17 protein-coding genes are annotated in these 19,942 nt (G+C 61.6%); 7 read left to right on the forward strand and 10 right to left on the reverse strand.

Annotated features, from left to right (window positions below; all coding sequences use genetic code 11):
• Nucleotides 1–6 precede the first annotated feature (6 nt).
• The 4 genes from AC1Q5O_RS10455 to AC1Q5O_RS10470 form a co-directional block, all read right to left on the reverse strand.
• Nucleotides 7–1,305, reverse strand: a complete 1,299-nt coding sequence (locus AC1Q5O_RS10455; RefSeq protein WP_346306282.1) for a cytochrome b — start codon at nt 1,303–1,305, stop codon at nt 7–9.
• A 21-nt stretch (nt 1,306–1,326) separates the two neighbouring features.
• Complete coding sequence (petA, locus tag AC1Q5O_RS10460; RefSeq protein ID WP_105732026.1) at nt 1,327–1,890, reverse strand: ubiquinol-cytochrome c reductase iron-sulfur subunit; 564 nt, start codon at nt 1,888–1,890, stop codon at nt 1,327–1,329.
• 235 nt (nt 1,891–2,125) lie between these two features.
• Nucleotides 2,126–3,976: an ABC transporter ATP-binding protein gene (locus tag AC1Q5O_RS10465; RefSeq protein ID WP_492562786.1), complete on the reverse strand. Its 1,851-nt coding sequence runs from the start codon at nt 3,974–3,976 to the stop codon at nt 2,126–2,128.
• Nucleotides 3,977–4,155: 179 nt separating this feature from the next.
• Nucleotides 4,156–6,006 carry an ABC transporter ATP-binding protein gene (locus AC1Q5O_RS10470; protein ID WP_492562788.1) on the reverse strand — a complete coding sequence of 617 codons (1,851 nt, stop codon included), beginning with the start codon at nt 6,004–6,006 and terminating at the stop codon, nt 4,156–4,158.
• A 410-nt stretch (nt 6,007–6,416) separates the two neighbouring features.
• Between AC1Q5O_RS10470 and AC1Q5O_RS10475 the strand changes: the two genes are divergently transcribed.
• A complete protein-coding gene (locus AC1Q5O_RS10475) occupies nt 6,417–6,890 on the forward strand; it encodes a tRNA (cytidine(34)-2'-O)-methyltransferase (RefSeq protein WP_346306284.1) in 474 nt (157 codons plus the stop codon).
• A gap of 49 nt (nt 6,891–6,939) precedes the next feature.
• Here AC1Q5O_RS10475 and AC1Q5O_RS10480 read toward each other — a convergent pair whose 3' ends face one another.
• Both AC1Q5O_RS10480 and AC1Q5O_RS10485 read right to left on the reverse strand, forming a co-directional pair.
• Complete coding sequence (locus AC1Q5O_RS10480; protein ID WP_288192683.1) at nt 6,940–8,043, reverse strand: ABC transporter substrate-binding protein; 1,104 nt, start codon at nt 8,041–8,043, stop codon at nt 6,940–6,942.
• Nucleotides 8,044–8,281: 238 nt separating this feature from the next.
• Nucleotides 8,282–8,554, reverse strand: a complete 273-nt coding sequence (locus AC1Q5O_RS10485; RefSeq protein ID WP_223612567.1) for a hypothetical protein — start codon at nt 8,552–8,554, stop codon at nt 8,282–8,284.
• 147 nt (nt 8,555–8,701) lie between these two features.
• On the opposite strand from AC1Q5O_RS10485, the gene hemF reads away from it, so the two are divergent.
• Together hemF and AC1Q5O_RS10495 are read left to right on the forward strand one after the other, a co-directional pair.
• Nucleotides 8,702–9,616 (forward strand): oxygen-dependent coproporphyrinogen oxidase, encoded by a 915-nt coding sequence (hemF, locus tag AC1Q5O_RS10490; protein WP_223612566.1) that lies wholly within the window; start codon nt 8,702–8,704, stop codon nt 9,614–9,616.
• A gap of 124 nt (nt 9,617–9,740) precedes the next feature.
• Complete coding sequence (locus AC1Q5O_RS10495; RefSeq protein WP_105732019.1) at nt 9,741–9,923, forward strand: DUF1059 domain-containing protein; 183 nt, start codon at nt 9,741–9,743, stop codon at nt 9,921–9,923.
• Here the strand turns inward: AC1Q5O_RS10495 and AC1Q5O_RS10500 are convergent.
• From AC1Q5O_RS10500 to AC1Q5O_RS10510, 3 genes are read right to left on the reverse strand one after another with little or no spacing between them, the layout of a single operon-like run.
• Nucleotides 9,920–11,188 carry a CCA tRNA nucleotidyltransferase gene (locus AC1Q5O_RS10500; protein WP_492563147.1) on the reverse strand — a complete coding sequence of 423 codons (1,269 nt, stop codon included), beginning with the start codon at nt 11,186–11,188 and terminating at the stop codon, nt 9,920–9,922. The genes AC1Q5O_RS10495 and AC1Q5O_RS10500 overlap by 4 nt on opposite strands.
• A 2-nt stretch (nt 11,189–11,190) precedes the next feature.
• Complete coding sequence (locus tag AC1Q5O_RS10505) at nt 11,191–11,832, reverse strand: CoA pyrophosphatase (protein ID WP_403183904.1); 642 nt, start codon at nt 11,830–11,832, stop codon at nt 11,191–11,193.
• Nucleotides 11,829–12,437: a DUF1285 domain-containing protein gene (locus AC1Q5O_RS10510; RefSeq protein WP_403183906.1), complete on the reverse strand. Its 609-nt coding sequence runs from the start codon at nt 12,435–12,437 to the stop codon at nt 11,829–11,831. Before AC1Q5O_RS10510 ends, AC1Q5O_RS10505 begins: the two co-directional genes overlap by 4 nt.
• 134 nt (nt 12,438–12,571) lie before the next feature.
• On the opposite strand from AC1Q5O_RS10510, the gene AC1Q5O_RS10515 reads away from it, so the two are divergent.
• Genes AC1Q5O_RS10515 through AC1Q5O_RS10530 form a run of 4 tightly spaced genes read left to right on the forward strand, consistent with a single transcriptional unit; the run spans nt 12,572 to nt 19,407 of the window.
• Complete coding sequence (locus AC1Q5O_RS10515; protein ID WP_472460647.1) at nt 12,572–13,579, forward strand: AAA family ATPase; 1,008 nt, start codon at nt 12,572–12,574, stop codon at nt 13,577–13,579.
• Complete coding sequence (locus tag AC1Q5O_RS10520; protein WP_492562796.1) at nt 13,579–14,493, forward strand: DUF58 domain-containing protein; 915 nt, start codon at nt 13,579–13,581, stop codon at nt 14,491–14,493. The genes AC1Q5O_RS10515 and AC1Q5O_RS10520 overlap by 1 nt, the downstream gene beginning before the upstream one ends.
• On the forward strand, nt 14,493–17,324 hold the full coding sequence (locus AC1Q5O_RS10525) for a DUF4159 domain-containing protein (RefSeq protein ID WP_492562798.1): 2,832 nt from the start codon (nt 14,493–14,495) through the stop codon (nt 17,322–17,324). Before AC1Q5O_RS10520 ends, AC1Q5O_RS10525 begins: the two co-directional genes overlap by 1 nt.
• 1 nt (nt 17,325) lies before the next feature.
• Nucleotides 17,326–19,407 (forward strand): hypothetical protein, encoded by a 2,082-nt coding sequence (locus AC1Q5O_RS10530; RefSeq protein ID WP_492562799.1) that lies wholly within the window; start codon nt 17,326–17,328, stop codon nt 19,405–19,407.
• A gap of 8 nt (nt 19,408–19,415) precedes the next feature.
• On the opposite strand, the gene AC1Q5O_RS10535 is transcribed toward AC1Q5O_RS10530, so the two are convergent.
• The gene (locus AC1Q5O_RS10535; protein ID WP_492562800.1) at nt 19,416–19,928 is read right to left on the reverse strand and encodes a GNAT family N-acetyltransferase; all 513 of its coding nucleotides are present in this window, start codon (nt 19,926–19,928) and stop codon (nt 19,416–19,418) included.
• Between the last annotated feature and the right edge of the window lie 14 nt (nt 19,929–19,942).

The following is a 19,942-nucleotide window of genomic DNA, read 5'->3' on the forward strand; positions in this document are numbered from 1 at the left end:
CGTTTCTCAGCCTTTGGTTTCCGGAGCTGCCGCAACACCCGCGGGCTGACCGCCGCTCTTGGTCTTGGCAAGCACAGCTTCGGTAATCGAGTTTGGTATGCGGCGCGGCGTTTCGATCAGGCCGAGCAACGGCATGATGATGATGAAGAAGCCGAAGTAGAAGGCTGTGCCGAGCTGCGAAAGGATCGTGTAGATGCCTTCGGCAGGACGCGAACCGAGCCAGCCCAGCATGATGGCATTGGCAACGAAGATCCAGAAGAACAGCTTGTACCAGGGACGATAGACGGCCGAACGCACCTTCGATGTATCGAGCCATGGCACGATGAACAGGATCGCGATCGAACCGAACATGGTCAGAACGCCGCCGAGCTTCGAGTTGATCGGTCCGATGTTGAAGGTGATGGCGCGCAGCATCGCGTAGAACGGCAGGAAGTACCATTCAGGAACGATGTGGGCTGGCGTCTTCAGCGAGTCAGCCGGGATATAATTGTCCGGATGGCCCATGTAGTTCGGCATGTAGAAGACGAAGTAGGCAAAGAGGATCAGGAAGAGCGACAGCGCAAATGCATCCTTGATGGTTGCATAGGGTGTGAACGCCACCGTGTCCGTCTTCGACTTGACTTCAATACCGGTCGGGTTGGTCTGGCCGGTCACGTGCAGGGCCCAGACGTGCAGGATAACAACACCGGCAATCATGAAGGGCAGCAGGTAATGCAGCGAGAAGAAGCGGTTGAGGGTCGGATTGTCCACGGCAAAACCGCCGAGCAGCAGCTGCTGGATCGGGTCGCCGATGATCGGAAACGCCGTGAAGAAGCCGGTGATGACGGTTGCACCCCAGAAGGACATCTGGCCCCAGGGCAGGACGTAGCCCATGAAGGCGGTCGCCATCATCAGGAGAAGGATGATCACGCCGAGAATCCACAACAGCTCGCGCGGCGCCTTGTAGGAACCGTAGTAGAGCCCGCGGAAAATATGCACCCAGACCGCAAGGAAGAACATCGATGCGCCGTTGGAATGCAGGTAGCGCAGCAGCCAGCCCGAATTCACGTCGCGCATAATCTTTTCAACGGAGTTGAATGCCAGTCCCGTCTCAGCCGCATAATGCATGGCCAGAACGACACCGGTGATGATCTGCGCCACCAGCATGATCGCCAGAATGCCACCGAAGGCATAGGCGTAGTTGAGATTGCGCGGAACAGGATAAGCAACGAATGAATCATAGATCAGACGCGGCAACGGAAGTCGCGCATCGACCCATTTTTCGATACCTGTGTTCGGCGTATAGGATGAATGTCCACCGCTCATGTCGTGTCTCCCCCTGGAACCTTAGCCGATCTTGATGACGGTGTCGGAAATGAATGAAAGTGGCGGGACGGGCAGGTTTTCCGGTGCGGGACCGGAACGGATGCGCCCGGCAGTATCGTATTGCGAGCCGTGGCATGGGCAGAACCAGCCGCCGAAATCCCCCTGCTGCCCGAGCGGAATGCAACCCAGATGGGTGCACACGCCGATCATGACCAGCCAGTTTTCCTTGCCTTTGCCTGCACCGCGATCCGCATCGGTCGCCTGGGCATCGCTCGGCAGATTGGCGTTGCGCGCAATCGGATCCTTGAGCTGGCTCAGCTGGACGTTTTTGGCATCCTCGATTTCCTTCGGCGTACGATTGCGAATGAAAACGGGTTTACCGCGCCATTTGACCGTCAGGGACATGCCCGGTGTCAGCGCTGAAACATCAACTTCGATGGACGAGACTGCCAGCGTGGATGCGTCCGGTCTCATCTGGTCGATGAAGGGCCATGCAAAGGCTCCCGCTCCGACCACACCGGCCATACCTGTCGCAATATAGAGGAAGTCACGCCGTGTCGGCTCGGTCGTATCGTGTGCGCTCACGGGGCCTGTTCCTTTCCGAATAACAACGCAGCAGGAGAGTCCACTTTGTCACCACAATACACGACTGGCCCATAGAATGAGCCTCGCGGATTCCCCAGCATATTGCGTGGTTTCTAAGCATGTCGCATGAGCTTGTCCAGCCTGACAGAGCCACAAGGGCAGGATGTCGCAGGGATAAGTCGCCACACCTTTTCCACTCTTTGGCCATGAATCTGTTTGCATTTTCGCAGCGGCCTCACAGGCGCCCGATAAAGCCGCCGGATTGGCGCGCCCAAAGTCCGGCGTAGAGCCCGTTGGCGGCGATCAGCGCGTCGTGACTGCCGCTCTCGACAATGCGTCCGCCATCCATGACCACAAGCCGGTCGAGCGCAGCGATGGTCGACAGGCGGTGCGCGATGGCGATGACGGTTTTGCCGCGCATCAGCCGGTAGAGATTGTCCTGTATCGCCGCTTCCACTTCCGAATCGAGCGCCGACGTCGCCTCGTCGAGAATGAGAATCGGTGCGTCCTTCAGCATGACCCGCGCGATGGCGATGCGCTGCCGCTGGCCGCCGGACAGCTTGACGCCGCGCTCGCCCACATGGGCATCGAAGCCCCGCCTGCCCTTGGGATCGGTCAAGGCGGCAATGAAGGTGTCGGCCTGCGCATTCTCCACGGCCTGCCGCATCAGTTCATCGGATGCCTCGGGACGGCCATACAGGATGTTGTCGCGCACGGAGCGATGCAGCAGCGAGGTGTCTTGCGTTACCATGCCGATATGCGCGCGCAGCGAGTCCTGCGTTACCTCCACAATGTCCTGCCCGTCGATCAGAATGCGCCCGGCCTGCACGTCGTAGAAGCGCAGGAGCAGGTTGACCAGGGTGGACTTGCCCGCACCGGAACGTCCGACAAGCCCGACCTTTTCGCCGGGAAGAATGTTCAGCGACAGATTGTCGAAGACCGGCTTCGAGCGGTCATAGTGAAACTGCACATTGTCGAAACGGATGGCGCCGGCAGGTACCGCAAGCTGTGCTGCACCGGGTTTGTCGACAACGGTGACCGGCCGCGCCAGCAGTTCCATCGAATTCTGGATGGTACCGTAATTGCGCAAAAGGCCGTTGAGGTTGGCCATGGTCCGCCCCAAAAGCATGCTCAACCGCAGGACAAGGCCGAGGGTGAAGGCGATGGCACCGGGCGATATTTCCGACTTCAACCACAGATCGATGGAAACAATCGCCACGGCGCAGATCATCACACCGCTGGTTGCGCCGAGCGCAATGCGGATGCCGCTCAGGCCGCGCGTCAGCGGAATGATGGCATCGAGCCAGCGCTGCATGCCCTGCCGCATATAGGCGTCGTCGCGTTCCGCGCTGCCGAACAGCTTGAGCGTCTGGATATTGCTGTAACCATCGACCAGCCGGCCGGTGACAACGGAACTCGCTTCGGCGGTTTCCGCCGCAGCCCGGCGCACGCGCGGCAGGAAATAGCGGGCGATCAGGCTGAACGCGGCGAGCCAGACGATGACGATCGTCGCCAGCCGCCAGTCAAGGTCGCCGATCAGCGCGATGGTGGTGACGCTGTAGACGATGCAGATCCAGATGGCCTGCAGAAGCGTCATCATGAAATCGCCGACCGCCTGCCCGGTCGCCCAGACCTTGGTGACGATGCGGCCGGAAAAGTCGTTCTGAAAGAAGGCGAGGCTCTGGCGATAGGTGTGCAGGTGCGCCTGCCAGCGCACCAGATTGAAGAAACCCGGCACGACGGTCTGCTCCTCGACCAACGCCGACAGCGTCAGGATGATCGTCCGGGCGATCAGGACACCCGCCAGCATCAGCAGGAGCGGCGTGCCGTGATCCTGCATCAGGCCTTGCCAGCCCTTTGCCGGGTTGACCGATGCCAGAATATCGACGAGCCCGCCGAGAAACCAGAACAGGCCCGCTTCCGTCAGCGCGACCAGCCCGCCCAGCACCAGCACCGCGAAGAACGCGGCCTTGGCCTGCCGCACATAGAACCAGATGAACGGGAACGGCCGCGACGGGACATGATCCGCCGGCGGTGCGGCGTAAGGATCGATCCAGCTTTCGAACAGACGGAAGATATTTCTCATGCGGTGCACATCGGATCAGCAGCCTTTCAGGGTCAGACGTGCAGCGCGCGACTGAAAGAATACTCTTGAGCGAGTCCCCTCACCGGTCAAATTAAAGTTCATTCAGATATTTCCCGGCAAAGAAAAATGCTCCCCGGCGAAACCGGGAAGCATTGGTGCAGCGGGACTGTTGAAGGCAGCTATTCCGCCGCTTCCTGCTCGTCATCCAGCCCGAGGAATCCGCCGGACTGCCGGGCCCAGAGGTTGGCGTAGATGCCGTCGGCGGCAATCAATTCCTCATGGCTGCCGCTTTCCACGATCCTGCCCTTGTCCATCACCACGAGACGGTCGAGCGCCGCAATGGTGGACAGGCGGTGCGCGATGGCAATGACCGTCTTCCCCTGCATCAGCCGGTAAAGATTGTCCTGGATGGCCGCTTCCACTTCCGAATCAAGCGCGGAGGTCGCTTCGTCCATGATGAGAATCGGCGCGTCCTTGAGCATGACCCGGGCAATGGCGATACGCTGGCGCTGGCCGCCCGAGAGCTTGACGCCCCGCTCGCCCACATGCGCATCGAACCCACGCCGTCCCTTGGGATCGGACGCCGCCTCGATGAACGCCTCCGCCTGCGCATTCTGCACGGCCTGGCGCATCAGCTCTTCCGAAGCATCGGGCCTGCCATACAGCACGTTGTCGCGGATGGAGCGGTGCAGCAGCGAGGTATCCTGCGTGATCATGCCGATATGCTCGCGCAGCGAGTCCTGCTTCACCTTGGCGATATCCTGGCCATCGATGGTGATACGGCCGCTCTCCAGATCGTAGAACCGCAGGAGCAGGTTGACGAGCGTCGACTTGCCCGCACCCGACCGTCCGACCAGCCCGATCTTTTCGCCAGGACGGATGTCGAGGGACAGCCTGTCGATGACGCCCGCACCCTTGCCGTAGTGGAAACCGATAGCCTCGAAGCGGATCGCACCGGCGCTGACGGCCAGTTCCGGCGCATTGGGAACATCCGTGACAAGGCGCGGCAGCGAGATGGAGGTAATGCCGTCTTCCACCGTTCCGATATTCTCGAACAGCGCCGACATTTCCCACATGATCCATTGCGACATGCCGTTGAGACGCAGCACAAGGCCGATACCCACGGCCACGGCGCCAACGGAAATGGCCGAACCGAGCCACAGCCAGATCGCGATGCTGCTCACCGAGAACAACAGGAGGCAGTTCATCGCATAGAGCGTGACATGGAATCCCGTCACCATGCGCATCTGCGTATAGGCGGTGGACAGGAACTCCTCCATTCCCTCGCGGGCATAGTTCTCTTCCCGCTTGGAATGGGAGAAGAGCTTGACCGTGGCGATGTTCGTGTAGCTGTCGACGATACGGCCCGTCATCGACGAGCGCGAATCCGCCTGCGCCTTGGACGCCACCTGCAGCTTCGGGATGAAATACCACATCAGCCCGACATAGGCAGCCAGCCAGATCAGGAACGGTATCATGAGACGCAGATCCGCAGCGGCGGCGATGATCAGCGTGCCGCTGAAATAGACGATCACATAGTTCAGGACGTCGAGCAGCTTCATCACCGCTTCGCGCACGGCGAGCGATGTCTGCATCAGCTTGGTGGAAATCCGCCCGGCAAACTCGTCCTGGAAGAACGTCATGGACTGACGGACGACATAGCGATGCACCATCCAGCGGATGCGCATGGGGTAATTGCTCAGCAGGGTCTGGTGAATGACCAGCGAGTCGAGCAGCACGATGCCGGGCATGACGATCAGCACGACGCCGGCAAGCAATGCGAGCTTCCAGCCTTCCTGCGCAATGAAGGTTTCGCGCGACTGGTTGGACAGCCAGTCGACGACATTGCCCATGAAGGCATACATCGACACTTCAAGGACGGCGATCGACGCCGTGCACACCGCCATGACGGCGAGCCACGGCCAGACGCCGCGCGTGTAGTGCAAACAGAATGCAACCAGTGTCTTGGGTGGCTCACTGGGCTCGGCGGATGGAAACGCCTCAAGCCTTTTTTCAAACCAGCGAAACATTATCAAACCTCTTTCGGGCGACGGTCTCGGCATGACATGCGAGACGAAAATGATTCCGACGCAGCGTGGCGGTTACTGCGCTTGGGTTGCCGGAGCATGATGGAAACAGAGAAAAACAAACATGCAAACGCCAACCATGGGACGATTGCGACTTGTGTCAGGGAAGAAAACTACGCGGAAAGAACAGACACAAGACCGCCAACGACACCGGGCACGGCTTCATCGGGAGAAGCCATCCGGTTTGGAAGAAGTCGGAAAAATTCAGTCATCGACACCTCCAAAGTTTGTGTTGGCAAAGTTAGCGTTGCGGTCGAAACCCTATACCTATTATGAACGGAAAAAGCGAGAGCCTATTCTCAGGAAATACATAAGCCTGAGCGAAATATTGCCAACGGAGCCCACCGGTTGTGATTGAAAACAAACCCGACCTGCGCATCGCGCTCTACCAGCCGGATATTCCGGGCAATACCGGCACGATCCTGCGCATGGCCGCCTGTTTCGGGATCGGGGTCGATCTCATCGAGCCCGCGGGCTTCGATGTATCCGACCGGTCGCTCAAACGCGCCGGGATGGATTACCTCGAACAGGCCGCGCTCACCCGCCATGCCGACTGGCAGCACTTCCAGAACTGGCGCCAGGGCGAACAGCGCCGCCTGCTGCTGTTTTCCACCAAGGCGGCCGTGCCCTACACGCAATTCACCTTTCGACAGGGCGACATCCTGCTGCTTGGACGCGAATCGGCCGGCGTGCCGGATGAGGTGCACCAGTCGGCCGATGCCAGATTGATCATCCCGATGGTGCCGGGGGCGCGGTCACTCAACCTCGCGCTGTCCGCGGCCATCGCCACCGGTGAAGCCTTGCGGCAGTTCTCGCTGCCCGCATGAAAAACGCCGGCCATTTCTGACCGGCGTCCTCATTCACCTGACAGGAAGCTTACTTGACTTCAGCTGCCTTGCCGTCTTCCCACTTGTAGAGAACGAAGGTCGGCGTCGTCAGATCGCCGGTCTTTGCATAGGTCAGGTCGCCGACGACGGTCGAAACCGGTGCGCCGGAATGCAGTGCTGCAGCAACCGCTGCCGGATCGGCGGAGCCGGCCTTTTCAATGCCGGCCTTGATGACCTGCAGCGCCGCATAGGCATTGAGCGTGAAGGCTTCAGCCGGAATGTTCTTGGCCTTCAAAGCTTCCATGATCTTCGCAGCGGACGGGTTCTTTGTCGGATCGGCACTGTTGGTGAACAGCGTACCGGCAGCGGCAGCGCCGCCAATGGCCCAATATTCCGTGTTCGACAGGCCTTCGGCACCGATGATCTGGGCCTTGATGCCCTGATCCGCCAGCTGGCGGGCAATCAGGCCGCCTTCCGGATGGTAACCGCCGAAATAGATCACGTCGGCTTTTTCCGACTTCAGGCGGGTGATGAGCGCGCTGTAGTCCTTTTCACCGGCATTGATGCCCTGATCGACAACTTCCTTGACGCCGCCCTTGTTGAGCGTTGCCTTCAGATTGTTGGCCAGACCCGTGCCATAGGTGTTCTTGTCATAGACAACCGCGACGCGCTTGTCCTTGTAGTGCTTGAGAATGTACTGGGCAGCGACTTCGGCCTGCTGGTCATCGCGGCCGCAGGTGCGGAACACGGTGTCCAGGCCACGCGTCGTCAGATCAGGCGTGGTGGACGTTGGGGTGATCATCAGGATGCCGTTTTCAGCCAGCACATCGGAAACCGGCATCGAAACGCCTGACGTAACCGGACCGACCACGAACTTGATGCCTTCGCCGACCACCTGGTTGGCAACCGACACACCCTGCTTCGGCTCACCGGCATCATCGAAAAGCTTGATGACGATCTTCTCGCCCTTGATGCCGCCTTCGGCATTGATGGCTTCCGCAGCCGCTGCAACACCGTTCTTCACCTGCATGCCATAGGCAGCCACAGGGCCGGTTACAGGCGCGATGTTGCCGATGACGATGTCAGCACGGGCGAATGAAGTCATCGCCATGACAGCCGTCAACGCCACGCCAGAGATCAACGATAAGCGCATAGTGTCCTCCTTGAATTTTTTATTGCGCGGATTGCGCGGCCGGAAGATTCTCCGGCGCTGCAAAAAGTTCTACTGTCTTTATGGCAGGCTGTCAGCCACGATTCATGACAATCCTGAATCCATCATTGAAATAATTTGATGCCATTTATGAAGAAAAGTGTTCGGTTGTTGACAATTCACGCCGGTTTTTCCTGGAAATTCGAGATTTCCGCGCGCGCATCGGTCTTTTCAGCCGATTTTAGTCGGCATTGGGCAAACGGCGCATGGTGAATTCGATGATGTCGCCAGGCCGTTCGTACCAGCTTTCGATTTCCGTCCAGTAAGCCGCTTTCGGGTATTGGTCGAACCACTCCTTCGCCTTCTCCCGGGCGGCAAGACGCGGCAGGCGGAAGCTCTCGCGGATGAATGCACCACGCTGCCGGGGGGCTTCGCCCCGGCTTTCCTTCAGCTGCTTGCGCAAGCCGTCGAGCGGCGGCTTGGGAAAGTGTGTCCTGGGTACTTTGGAGACCATTTTGCATCCCTTCCTGAACCCTGTACGGCAGAGAGTAGATCAAACCCCGCCCTGAAAACGAGTCATTTTTTTGGGATAGCCCAAACACCACCTTCCTTTGCCGCGCCCCGGATGTGATAAAGTACACAGCAAGAAGGAATCGCTAATATGGACCGCCCGGATATTCCCGCCATCCTGCCCGAAGCACTTGAAGACAAGAAGACAGCCGCCACCGCGTGGTTTGCCGAATTGCGCGACAAGATCTGCGCCAGTTTCGAGCAGCTCGAGGATGATCTGGAAGGGCCACTCTCCGACCGGCCGGCGGGCCGTTTCGTGCAGACGCCATGGCAGCGCGACGAAGGCAATGGCGGCGGTGGGATCATGTCCATCATGCATGGCCGGGTCTTCGAGAAGGTCGGGGTTCACACCTCCACCGTCCATGGCGAATTTTCCCAGGAATTCCGCAAGCAGATACCCGGTGCGGATGAAGATCCGCGCTTCTGGGCCTCGGGCATCTCGCTGATTGCCCATCCGCAGAACCCGTTCGTCCCGGCGGTGCACATGAACACGCGCATGGTTGTCACCACCCGCCAGTGGTTCGGCGGCGGCGCTGATCTGACGCCCGTTCTCGACCGCAAACGGACACAGGAAGACCCGGATACCGCCGCCTTCCACAAGGCGATGAAATTCGTCTGCGACAAGCATGCGGCAGTCGCCAGCCACGAGAAATTCAAGGACTGGTGCGACGAGTATTTTTATCTGCCGCACCGCAAGGAGCCGCGCGGCACGGGCGGCATTTTCTATGACTGGCTGCATTCTTCCGACGAAAATGGCGGCTGGGATGCCGACTTTGCCTTCACCCGCGACGTCGGCCGGGCCTTTTCGGTGGTCTACCCCTATCTCGTCCGGCAGAATTTCAACCGGGACTGGAGTTCCGAAGACCGGCAGGAACAGCTGGTCCGGCGCGGACGCTACGTTGAATTCAACCTGCTCTACGACCGCGGCACGATCTTCGGCCTGAAGACCGGCGGCAACGTGGATTCGATCCTTTCGTCCATGCCGCCAACGGTCAAATGGCCGTGATGTGATTTTTTCAGGGATCAATACCGGCTTTCATGCGTTATGGTGCTGCCGGTACGGTATCTGAAGCCGTATCTCGATGGAGAGGGCTCGCGTCACGCCGGGCCCACAACAGGGAGAAAAGGCCATGAAAGAACTTCATTGCATCGTTCCCGGTTGCCAGTGGCATACCCGTCACGACACCGAAGCCGAGATCATCCGCCGCGCCACCGAGCACCTTCGCGAAACCCACGGCGAAACGGCCATCCGCGAAGCCATGCTCGAAACGATCAAGGCCAATATCCAGCCTGAAAAGGGCAAGGCTGCCTAGACAGGCTTTCCTGTCAGGTCGGGAATTCTGGCAAGCAGCGCATCACGGTCCAGCGTAAAGCCCGAGTCAATCCAGGCATCCTCGAGCGCGCGTTGCAGCTTGCCCACATCGGGGCCCTTTTCCAGACCGGCAGCGATGAGGTCGCCGCCGGAAATGGGGAATTTGGGCTTCTCGTACCGCCCGGCAAATTCCAGCAGTTTTGACAGATGACCGGCACGCATCATGGCGGCATTGTCGTTGAGCGCCTCCATGCGCGCTGAAACCAGCGCAAGGCGCAGGCGGTCCATCATGCCCTGCCGGTCGCTGCGATAAAGCCGCTTGGCAAAACCCGCCTCGGAAATTTCGGCATTGGGCAGGACGGCACCAGCCCAGGCTTCCAGCCGCTCGCGCTCCTGATTGGAAAGCTTCAGGCGCACCGCCATGGCATGGATGCGCTCCGCATCGGGCGGGATCATGCTGGCAAGGCGCAGCAGCGGATCAGCCGACCAGTCAAGTTCCTTTTCCGTTTTGACGAGACCATGGATCGCATCGATGCCCCATTTCTCGCTCTCCGGCAGAACCGCCGTCAGCACGCCCGCCTGACGCATCCACAGCAGGGCGCGCGAAGGATCCGGCGCCGCCAGCATCTTCTTCAGCTCCGACCAGATGCGCTCCGCCGACAGCTGCGCCAGCCCGTCCTTCAGGCGGGCGCAGGCCTTCAAACCTTCGCTCTCGGGACGGCCATGGCCATACCAGGCAAAAAACCGGAAGAAGCGCAGGATGCGCAGGTAATCCTCGCGGATGCGCTGCTCCGCATCGCCGATGAAGCGCAGGGTCCGGCTTTCAATATCGGCAAGACCGCCGACCAGATCGACGATCGTACCATCCGCTTCGACGTAGAGCGCATTGATGGTGAAATCGCGCCGGTCCGCATCGACCTGCCAGTCGCGGCCGAAGGCAACGGCTGCGTGGCGCCCGTCGGTCTCGACATCGGCGCGCAACGTGGTCACCTCGAACGGCCGCTTGTCGGCGACAACGGTCACCGTGCCATGGCTGATACCGGTCGGCACGGTCTTGAACCCCGCCGCCTGCGCCCGGTGAATCGTTTCATCCGGCACACAGGTGGTTGCGATATCGAGATCGGACACCTCTTGCCCGAGAAGCGCATTGCGCACCGCGCCGCCGACAATGCGCGCGCCCTCGCCATCGGCAGAAAGGGCGGCGAGCAGCCTTTGCAAAGCCTCGTTCTTCAGCCATGGGGCCTTGCCGGCAATCGATACTGTCATGCTCAAGAATAGAGCCTTTCATAAAGTGTGCGGATGATGCCCGCCGTAACGCCCCAGATGAAGCGGTCGCCGAACGGCATCGTATAATAGAAACGTTCCTTGTCCTGCCATATCCGGCTTTCCCTGCGGTGGTTGGCAGGATTCATCAGAAAGGACAATGGCACTTCGAACACATCGGCGACCTCATCCGGATTGGGCGTCAGGTCGAATGGCGGATGAACGAGCCCGAGCACCGGGGTGATGGAATAGCCCGTCGTGGTGAGATAGCGCGGCAGACGGCCGAGCAGCTCGACATGCCGCCCTTCCAGGCCGATCTCCTCATGCGCTTCCCGCAGCGCCGCCTTTTCCGGCTGGAAATCGTCTTCCGGATCGATGGCGCCGCCGGGAAATGCCACCTGACCCGAATGCTTGCGCATGTTGGCATTGCGCAGGGTGAGAATGACGCCCGCTTCATCCCCATGATCGACGATGGGGATCAGCACCGCCGCCTCGCGCAGTTTGGTCGCCGCGATCAGGGCATCGAGGTCGGGATTGAGCAGGTGGTCGCCATGATCGACGCTCAGCGTCTCATGGCCCTTCGCCGCGACGCGCTGCGCAAAGGCCCGGGCGGAAAAGCCGTCATCCCTCAATACTGTCTGGTTCATAGGCTTTGCTCTTCCAGCTCGCCCGACGGCATGATCGGAAAGACCGTACCGCCGGAACGCACGGCAAACATGGATTTGCCGCCGACGACGATATCTTCGCCATGGCTGACCAGTTCGTACATGACCGGGCGGGCCAGCAGCGCTTCCAGCCGTCCGCGCACCAGCACATAGGGCTTAAGCCCGCCATTGGCCGGATCGATGACAAAGCGCAAGGGATTGGCGGCATTTGCCTCGACGATATCACCCACATTGGTGCGGAAGGTCATGACCTGATCGGCGCCCTCGCCGGATACATTGAGCTCGACACCAAGGAAGGGCGCATCCTCGACGCGGATACCGACTTTCTCGACGGGCGTGACCAGATAGGTCTTGCCATCGGCATCCCGGCGCAGGACCGTGGAGAACAGCCGGACCAGCGGTGCGCGGCCGATGGGTGTTCCCATGTAGAACCAGGTGCCATCAGCCTTGATCTCCATATCGAGATCGCCGCAGAAGTCGGGGTTCCACTTTTCCACCGGCGGCAGGCCCTTGCCTTGCGCCGCGGCGCGCGAAATCAGCGCTTCAAGCCCTGCCGCATCGCGCAACGTGCCCTCTGACTGTGCCATACCAAGACCTTTTTGTTCATTCGTCACGAAATAGTCACCGTTAAACCGCTTGTCTGCATGTCATAGTGATCTAGACTCATTTAAGTGTGAAGCTGACCATAAACCAGCTCCGCAGGCCAGAGACGAGGTAAACCATGACAATCATCAAAACCGGGGAACCGTCCGATCCGAAGGCCATGATAGCAGAGGCCGAAAAGGCTTTGGCGGATATCTCCAGGGTACGCGCTGCCGTCGGCACTGTCATCTTCGGCCAGGAAAGCGTGATCGAGCGCACGCTCGTCGCGCTGCTTGCCGGCGGCCATGCCCTTCTCGTCGGTGTTCCCGGCCTTGCCAAGACCAAGCTGGTCGAAACCCTCGGTACCGTGCTCGGCCTCGACGAGCGCCGTGTGCAGTTCACGCCCGACCTGATGCCGTCGGACATTATCGGCTCGGAAGTCATGGAACAGGACGACCATGGCAAGCGCTCGTTCCGCTATGTCAAAGGCCCGATCTTCGCGCAGCTGCTGATGGCCGACGAAATCAACCGCGCCTCGCCGCGCACCCAGTCGGCCCTGCTGCAGTCCATGCAGGAATACCATGTGACCGTTGCCGGTGAACGGCACGACCTGCCATCGCCGTTCCACGTGCTGGCGACACAAAATCCGCTGGAGCAGGAAGGCACCTATCCCCTGCCCGAGGCGCAGCTTGACCGCTTCCTCATGCAGATCGATATCCTTTATCCGGAGCTGGAGGCGGAGCGCCGCGTCCTTCTCGAAACCACCGGCACCTCGGAAGCCCGGGCGGCCAAGACCATCACTGCCGAGCGCCTGCGCGAAATGCAGCAGCTGATCCGCAGGATTCCCGTGGCGGAAGGCGTTGTCGAAGCCATCCTCAAGCTCGTGCGTTCGGCCCGCCCCGGTGCGGACAACGATATCGCGCAAAGATTCATCGCCTGGGGCCCCGGCCCCCGTGCCAGCCAGGCGCTGATGCTGTGCGCCCGCGCCCGCGCGCTCTATGACGGGCGTCTCGCGCCGTCGATTGACGATGTCCGGGCGCTGGCCGAGCCGGTTCTGCAGCACCGCATGGCACTGACCTTCGCCGCCCGCGCCGACGGCATGAACGTGCGCGAGGTCATCGCCAATCTGACCAAGGCCGCACTCTGATGGCAGCCATCGGCGCGCAGGTCCAGAAGACCGCGACACGCGAGGCGCTGGCGCGTGCACGCCAGCGCGCCGCGCTGTTGCCCGATCTTCTGGTCGAAGCCCGCCGCATTGCCAACACCACGAATACCGGCTGGCATGGCCGCCGCAAGAGCGGCGTCGGCGAGACGTTCTGGCAGTTCCGCCCCTACACGGACGGCGAAGCCATCGCGCGCATCGACTGGCGCCGTTCGGCGCGCGATGACCGCACCTATGTCAGGGATCAGGAATGGGAAGCCGCCCATACGGTCTGGCTGTGGGCGGATTCCTCGGCCTCCATGCTCTACAAATCGGATATGGCGCAGGTATCGAAGGAATCGCGCGCGCTCGTACTCATCCTGGCATTGGCCGAACTTTTGTCGCGCAGCGGCGAGCGCATCGCCTTCCCCGACGTGACCGATCCGACCTCCGCCGCCAATGGCGCGGAGCGATTGGCGGTTGCGCTGTCGCATGTGGCCGATCTGCCGAAGCAGCCGGATTTCAGCAAGGTCCGGCGCTTTTCCGATGTGGTGCTGGTCAGTGATTTTCTCGAACCGGTCAACGAGACGCTTGCCCTGCTTGAGCAGATTGCCCAGCGCGGCGCCCGCGCGCATCTGGTTGAAATCTACGATCCGGCCGAAGCGGATTTCCCCTACAAGCGGCGCACGGAATTCGTCGATCCGGAATCCGGCGCGATGCTGACCGTCGGCCGGGCGCAGGACTATGCCGAAGAATACAAGCGCCTGTTCCTTGCCCGGCGTGAAACACTCAGCGCCTATTGCCGCCGAATCGGCTGGAGTTACACGGCCAACCGCACCGACCGCCTTGCCTCCGAAGCGCTGGTTTCCGTGCACCTGAACATGACCGCCGACGCCGGGTATCAGAGGACGGGCCTATGATGGGTGCCTTTCCCCTTGCCCTCGGCGCACCGGCAATTCTGCTGGGACTTCTGGCCCTGCCCGTCATCTGGTGGCTGCTGCGGGCGACGCCGCCGCGGCCGGTCCGCGAATCCTTCCCGCCGCTGAAAATTCTGGCCCAGATCCTCAAGAAAGAGGAAACGCCGGACCGCAGCCCGTGGTGGCTGACGCTGCTGCGGCTTGTGCTGGCAGCGCTTGTCATTCTCGCGCTCGCCGAACCCGTATGGAATCCGCGCGCCGAGACTTTGAGCGGCAAGGAGCCGGTCGCCATCGTGCTCGACAATGGCTGGTCTTCCAATGAAGAATGGACCGCGCGCAAGGAAACCGCAGAACGGCTCATCGCCGATGCCAATGCCTCCGGCGCGCTGATCTATATCCTAGGTACGGCCGAGAAACTGAATGCCGATGTCGGTCCGTTCGATGCCGCAACCGCGCTTGAGCGGCTGCGTGCGCTGAATGTCCGGCCGATTCCCGTCAACCGCAGCGCTGCCTTCGACCGGCTGAAGGCCGTCCTTGCCAATGTCAAAGGCGTGCGCGTCGCCTACCTCAACGACGGTGTCGACACCCCGCAGGCGGCGACGGCCATCAAATCCATGGAGGGGAGCGGGATCGCCTCGGTGATCTGGTATCAGCCGTCGATCGCGGCCCTTTCTGCCATCCGGCAGGTGGAGAACAATGCGAACGGGCTCACCGTCCACGCCGTGCGTTCCGATGACAGCCGTGCCTCGGGCGGCATCACCATCGGCGCCTATGATGAAAAAGGCCGCCGCATCGCCGAAACCGGACTGGTTTTCCGGGCCAATGAAGCGACCGGCGAAGCCGTCATCGCGGCGCCCTACGAACTGCGCAACGACTTTCACAGCCTGCGCATCGACAACGCCCCGCATGCGGGCGCCACCTTCCTTGTCGACGACAACAACAAGCGGCGCCGCGTCGCCCTGCTGTCCGGTTCCGAAGCGGATCTGTCGCAGCCCCTGCTGTCGCCGCTCTACTACATTTCGCGCGCGCTTGAGCCCTTCGCCGATCTCCTGCGGCCGCGCAATGCGGAGCTGATCAAGGCCATTCCGGAACTCCTGGAGCAGAAGCCGTCCGTCATCATCATGGCCGATATCGGCAAACTGCCCGGCGAGACCGAACAGGCCATGGTGGACTGGGTTGCCAAGGGCGGGACACTGATCCGCTTTGCCGGGCCGCGCCTTGCGGGCAACAGCGAGCACGACCCGCTTCTGCCGGTCAACCTGCGCAAGGGCGAACGTTCTTTGGGCGGTGCCCTGTCGTGGAAGGAATCCCAGCCGGTTGCCGCGTTCCCGGATACGGGTCCGTTTGCCGGGCTGCCGACGCCGCACGATGTCACCGTCAACCGCCAGGTTCTGGCAGAGCCCGCCATCGACCTCTTCGAGAAGAGCTGGGCCAATCTTGCCGACGGCACGCCGCTGGTGACGGGCGAGACCCGCGGGCGCGGGCAGCTCGTCCTCTTCCACGTCACGCCCGAAGCCACATGGTCGAACCTGCCGATCAGCGGCAGTTTTGTCGACATGCTGCACCGCATCGTCACCCTGTCGCGCAACACCGGACCGTCGCCGCAGGACAATGGCGCTGGGGCTTCCCGCGCCTTTCCGCCCTATCTGACATTGAACGCCGAAGGGGCTTTGACCCCTCCGGGTGCGGATGCCAAGCCGCTTATCCTCAAGCCGGGCGAAACCGGCACCGTGAGCTTTGACAATCCGCCCGGCTTTTACGGCGTCGAGGATTCCATGAGTGCCCTCAACCTTTTCAAGCCGGACAGCGGCATCAAGCCTCTGGTCCGTCCCGAGCTTGCCATTCCCGTAACCACGGCACGCTATGCCGTTGATGAATCGGTGCCGCTGCGTGGCCCGCTCTTCGGGCTCGCCGCCCTGCTGCTGGCGCTCGACGCGCTTGCCATTCTCTGGCTTGGCGGGCATTTGCGCCGCCGTTTCAAGATGGCCGCAGCCGCCTCCCTGGCGATCCTCATCATTCCCGCCATCCTGGCATTCGCCCCCTCTCCGGCCCATGCCCAGCAGAACGACAGCAAACCGGGCGACCAGACGATCCTGGACGCGGTCAACGCCACGCACCTCGCCTATATCATCACCGGGGATCGTGCCGTTGACGATATCAGCAAGGCGGGCCTTTTCGGGCTTTCCAGGGCACTTGCCGACAGCACGGCGCTGGAGCCCGGCGAGCCCATAGGCGTCAACCCCGAAACCGATGAGCTCGCCTTCTTTCCGCTGATCTACTGGCCCGTCGACCCCGCGGCCAAAATGCCGTCGCAGGCCGCGATTGCCAAGATCGACGCCTATATGCAGCAGGGCGGAACCGTTCTGTTCGACACGCGCGATCAGGATGCCGCCGCCATCAGCTTCGACAACAGTTCGACACCGGCCAATGCGCGCCTGCGCGACATTCTTTCCGGCATGAACATACCGGCGCTGGAACCGGTGCCCAATGACCATGTGCTGACCAAGGCCTTCTATATCCTGCAGGATTTTCCCGGCCGGTTCCGCGGCAGCCAGCTGTGGGTGCAGGCCTCGCAGGCACCCGAAGCCAACAAGGACCGCCCGGTGCGGGTCGGCGACGGCGTTTCGCCCATCATGATTACCGGCAATGATCTCGCGGGCGCCTGGGCCGTCAACGGCAGCGGCGCTCCCCTGCTCCCGACCATCCCCAATGATCCGGATCAGCGGGTTCTCGCCTATCGCGCGGGCATCAACATCGTCATGTACATGCTGACCGGCAACTACAAATCCGATCAGGTGCACGTGCCCGATCTCCTGAAGCGGCTGGCGAACTGACATGTATCTCTCCCTCGACTTCCAGCCCCTGCTCTCGACCCCACTCCTGGCATTGCTGCTCCTGCCTTTGCTGGCACTTGCACTGGCAGGCCTGTACCTGCGGCAGCGCGGCAGCGTGATCCGCCTGCTGGCCGTGGCCGCGCTCGCCATGGCCCTGTTCAATCCCGTTGTCATCAACGAGGAACGCGAGCCGCTCAAAAGCGTCGTCGCCGTGATCGCCGACCGCAGCCAAAGCCAGGATATCGGCGACCGCACCGCCGATACAACCGAGGCGCTCAAGCAGGTCCAGGCCGCGCTGGCGCGCCTGCCGCAGTTCGAGGTGCGGACCGTCGAGACCAACCGCGCCAGCGAAACCGACGATGCCACGGCCACGCGGCTGTTCCAGGCCATGAACGGCGCATTCCGCGACGTTCCGCCCTCGCGCATCGGCGGCGCCATCATGATCACCGACGGGCAGATCCACGATATCCCGAACAATGTTGCGGCGCTTGGTTTCAACGCGCCGATCCATGGCCTGATCACCGGCCGTCCGGGCGAGATCGACCGGCGCATCCAGTTTGTCCGGGCACCGCGCTTCGGCATCACCGGCAAACCGCAGCAGATGACCTACAAGGTCACGGCCGCCGGTGAACCCCAAGGCGGCCGGGCGCGCGTCACCGTGCGGGTAAACGGCAACGAGGTGTTGTCGCAGGATGCCATCATCGGCCAGGAAATGCGGCTTGAGGTGACGCTGCCGCGCGCCGGCGTCAATATTGTCGAGCTGGCAGTCGATGCCGTTCCCAACGAGCTGACCGAAATCAACAACCGCGCCGTCGCCATGGTCGATGGCATCCGCGAGAACCTGAAGGTACTGCTGGTTTCCGGCGAGCCGCACAATGGCGAGCGCACATGGCGCAACCTGCTGAAATCCGATGCTTCGGTGGATCTCGTCCACTTCACCATTCTGCGCCCGCCGGAAAAACAGGACAGCACGCCGATCAATGAACTGTCGCTGATCGCCTTCCCGACGCGGGAATTGTTCGTCGAGAAGATCGACCAGTTCGATCTCATCATCTTTGATCGCTATCAGCACCGCGATGTGCTGCCGCTGCTCTATTATGACTACATTAATGACTATGTGCAGAAGGGTGGCGCATTGCTTATTGCCGCCGGTCCCGAATATGCGGGCAATGTCTCCATCGCCAACACGCCGCTCCTGACCATCCTGCCGGCTACGCCGACAGGCGATGTCACCGAAAAAGCTTTCTATCCGCGCCTGAGCGACGACGGCAAACGCCATCCCGTGACGCGCGGCCTTGAAGGCAGCACGCAGGAACCGCCGCAGTGGAGCCGCTGGTTCCGCGTCATCGATGTCAACAAGCCGGATGGCACGGTCGTGATGAATGCCGGCGACAAGCCGTTGCTCGTGCTCAACCGTATCGGCGAAGGCCGGGTCGGCATGTTCCTGTCCGATCAGGGCTGGCTGTGGGCGCGCGGCTTTGAAGGCGGCGGCCCGCATGCCGCACTCTACCGCCGGATTGCGCATTGGCTGATGAAGGAACCGGAACTGGAAGAGGAAGCCCTGACCGCAACGGGCAGTGGCCGCAATCTCGAAATCCGCCGCCAGACGATGAAGAAGACCGCCCAGCAGGCCAGCATCATCACGCCATCCGGCAAGAAACAGGACATCCCGCTCACCGAGACCGAACCCGGCGTGTTCACTGCCTCGGTGCCGACAACGGAAATCGGCCTGTTTCAGGTTGCCAATGGCGATCTGACGACGCTGGCCCATGTCGGGCCGGTCGATGCGCCGGAATTTGCGGACTATATATCGACGACAGCCAAGCTCGACGGCTTCGCCCGCGAAACCGGCGGCGGTGCCCGCCGCCTGCGGGCAACCGCAGACCAGACATCGATTGAAGTGCCCAGCATCGTCGCCTCGCGCAGCTTTGCCAGTGCCAGTGGTGACAACTGGATCGGATTGCGGCCAACCAGTGAAACGGTGCTGAAAAGCGTCAACCGCCTGCCGCTGTTCTCCGGCTTCCTCGGCCTTGCCGCGATGATCCTTGTCCTTGGCAGCATGTGGTACCGCGAAGGCCGGTGAATACCGGCCTACTGACCGTCAATCCCCGCATGCCGCACCCGGCCCTGCACGTCTTTCAGGGCGCGCGGCGTGAGTTCGCAGGCAAGGAACCGCGATGGTTCGACCGGCGCGGGCATCTCGATCTGATGCCCGACAATGGGGCGGAAACCGAATGGCGCATAATAGGGCTCGTCGCCCACCAGAATGACCAGCTTGTGTCCGGCGAGCCGGGCGGCTTCCATGGACATGCGCATGAGCGCCGCGCCAATGCCCTGCTTCTTCCAGGCGGGCCGGACCGCCAGCGGACCGAGCAGCATCGCCGGTGTCTTGCCGATCAGGATGGGCGTCAACCGCACCGACCCCACGACATGCGCGCCGTTCAGCGCGACAAAGGACAGGGTGCGGTCATGCGGACCGCCTTCGCGGATGCGATAGGCGGCACGGGTGAAACGGCCAGGGCCGAATGCTTCCTTGTTGATGTCTTCGATGGCAGCGTCATGCACCGGTTCTTCCGGCGCGTAGGTCACGACATGGGTCAGCATGCTGGGTATCTTCA

Source organism: Phyllobacterium sp. MT110, from assembly GCF_058792715.1.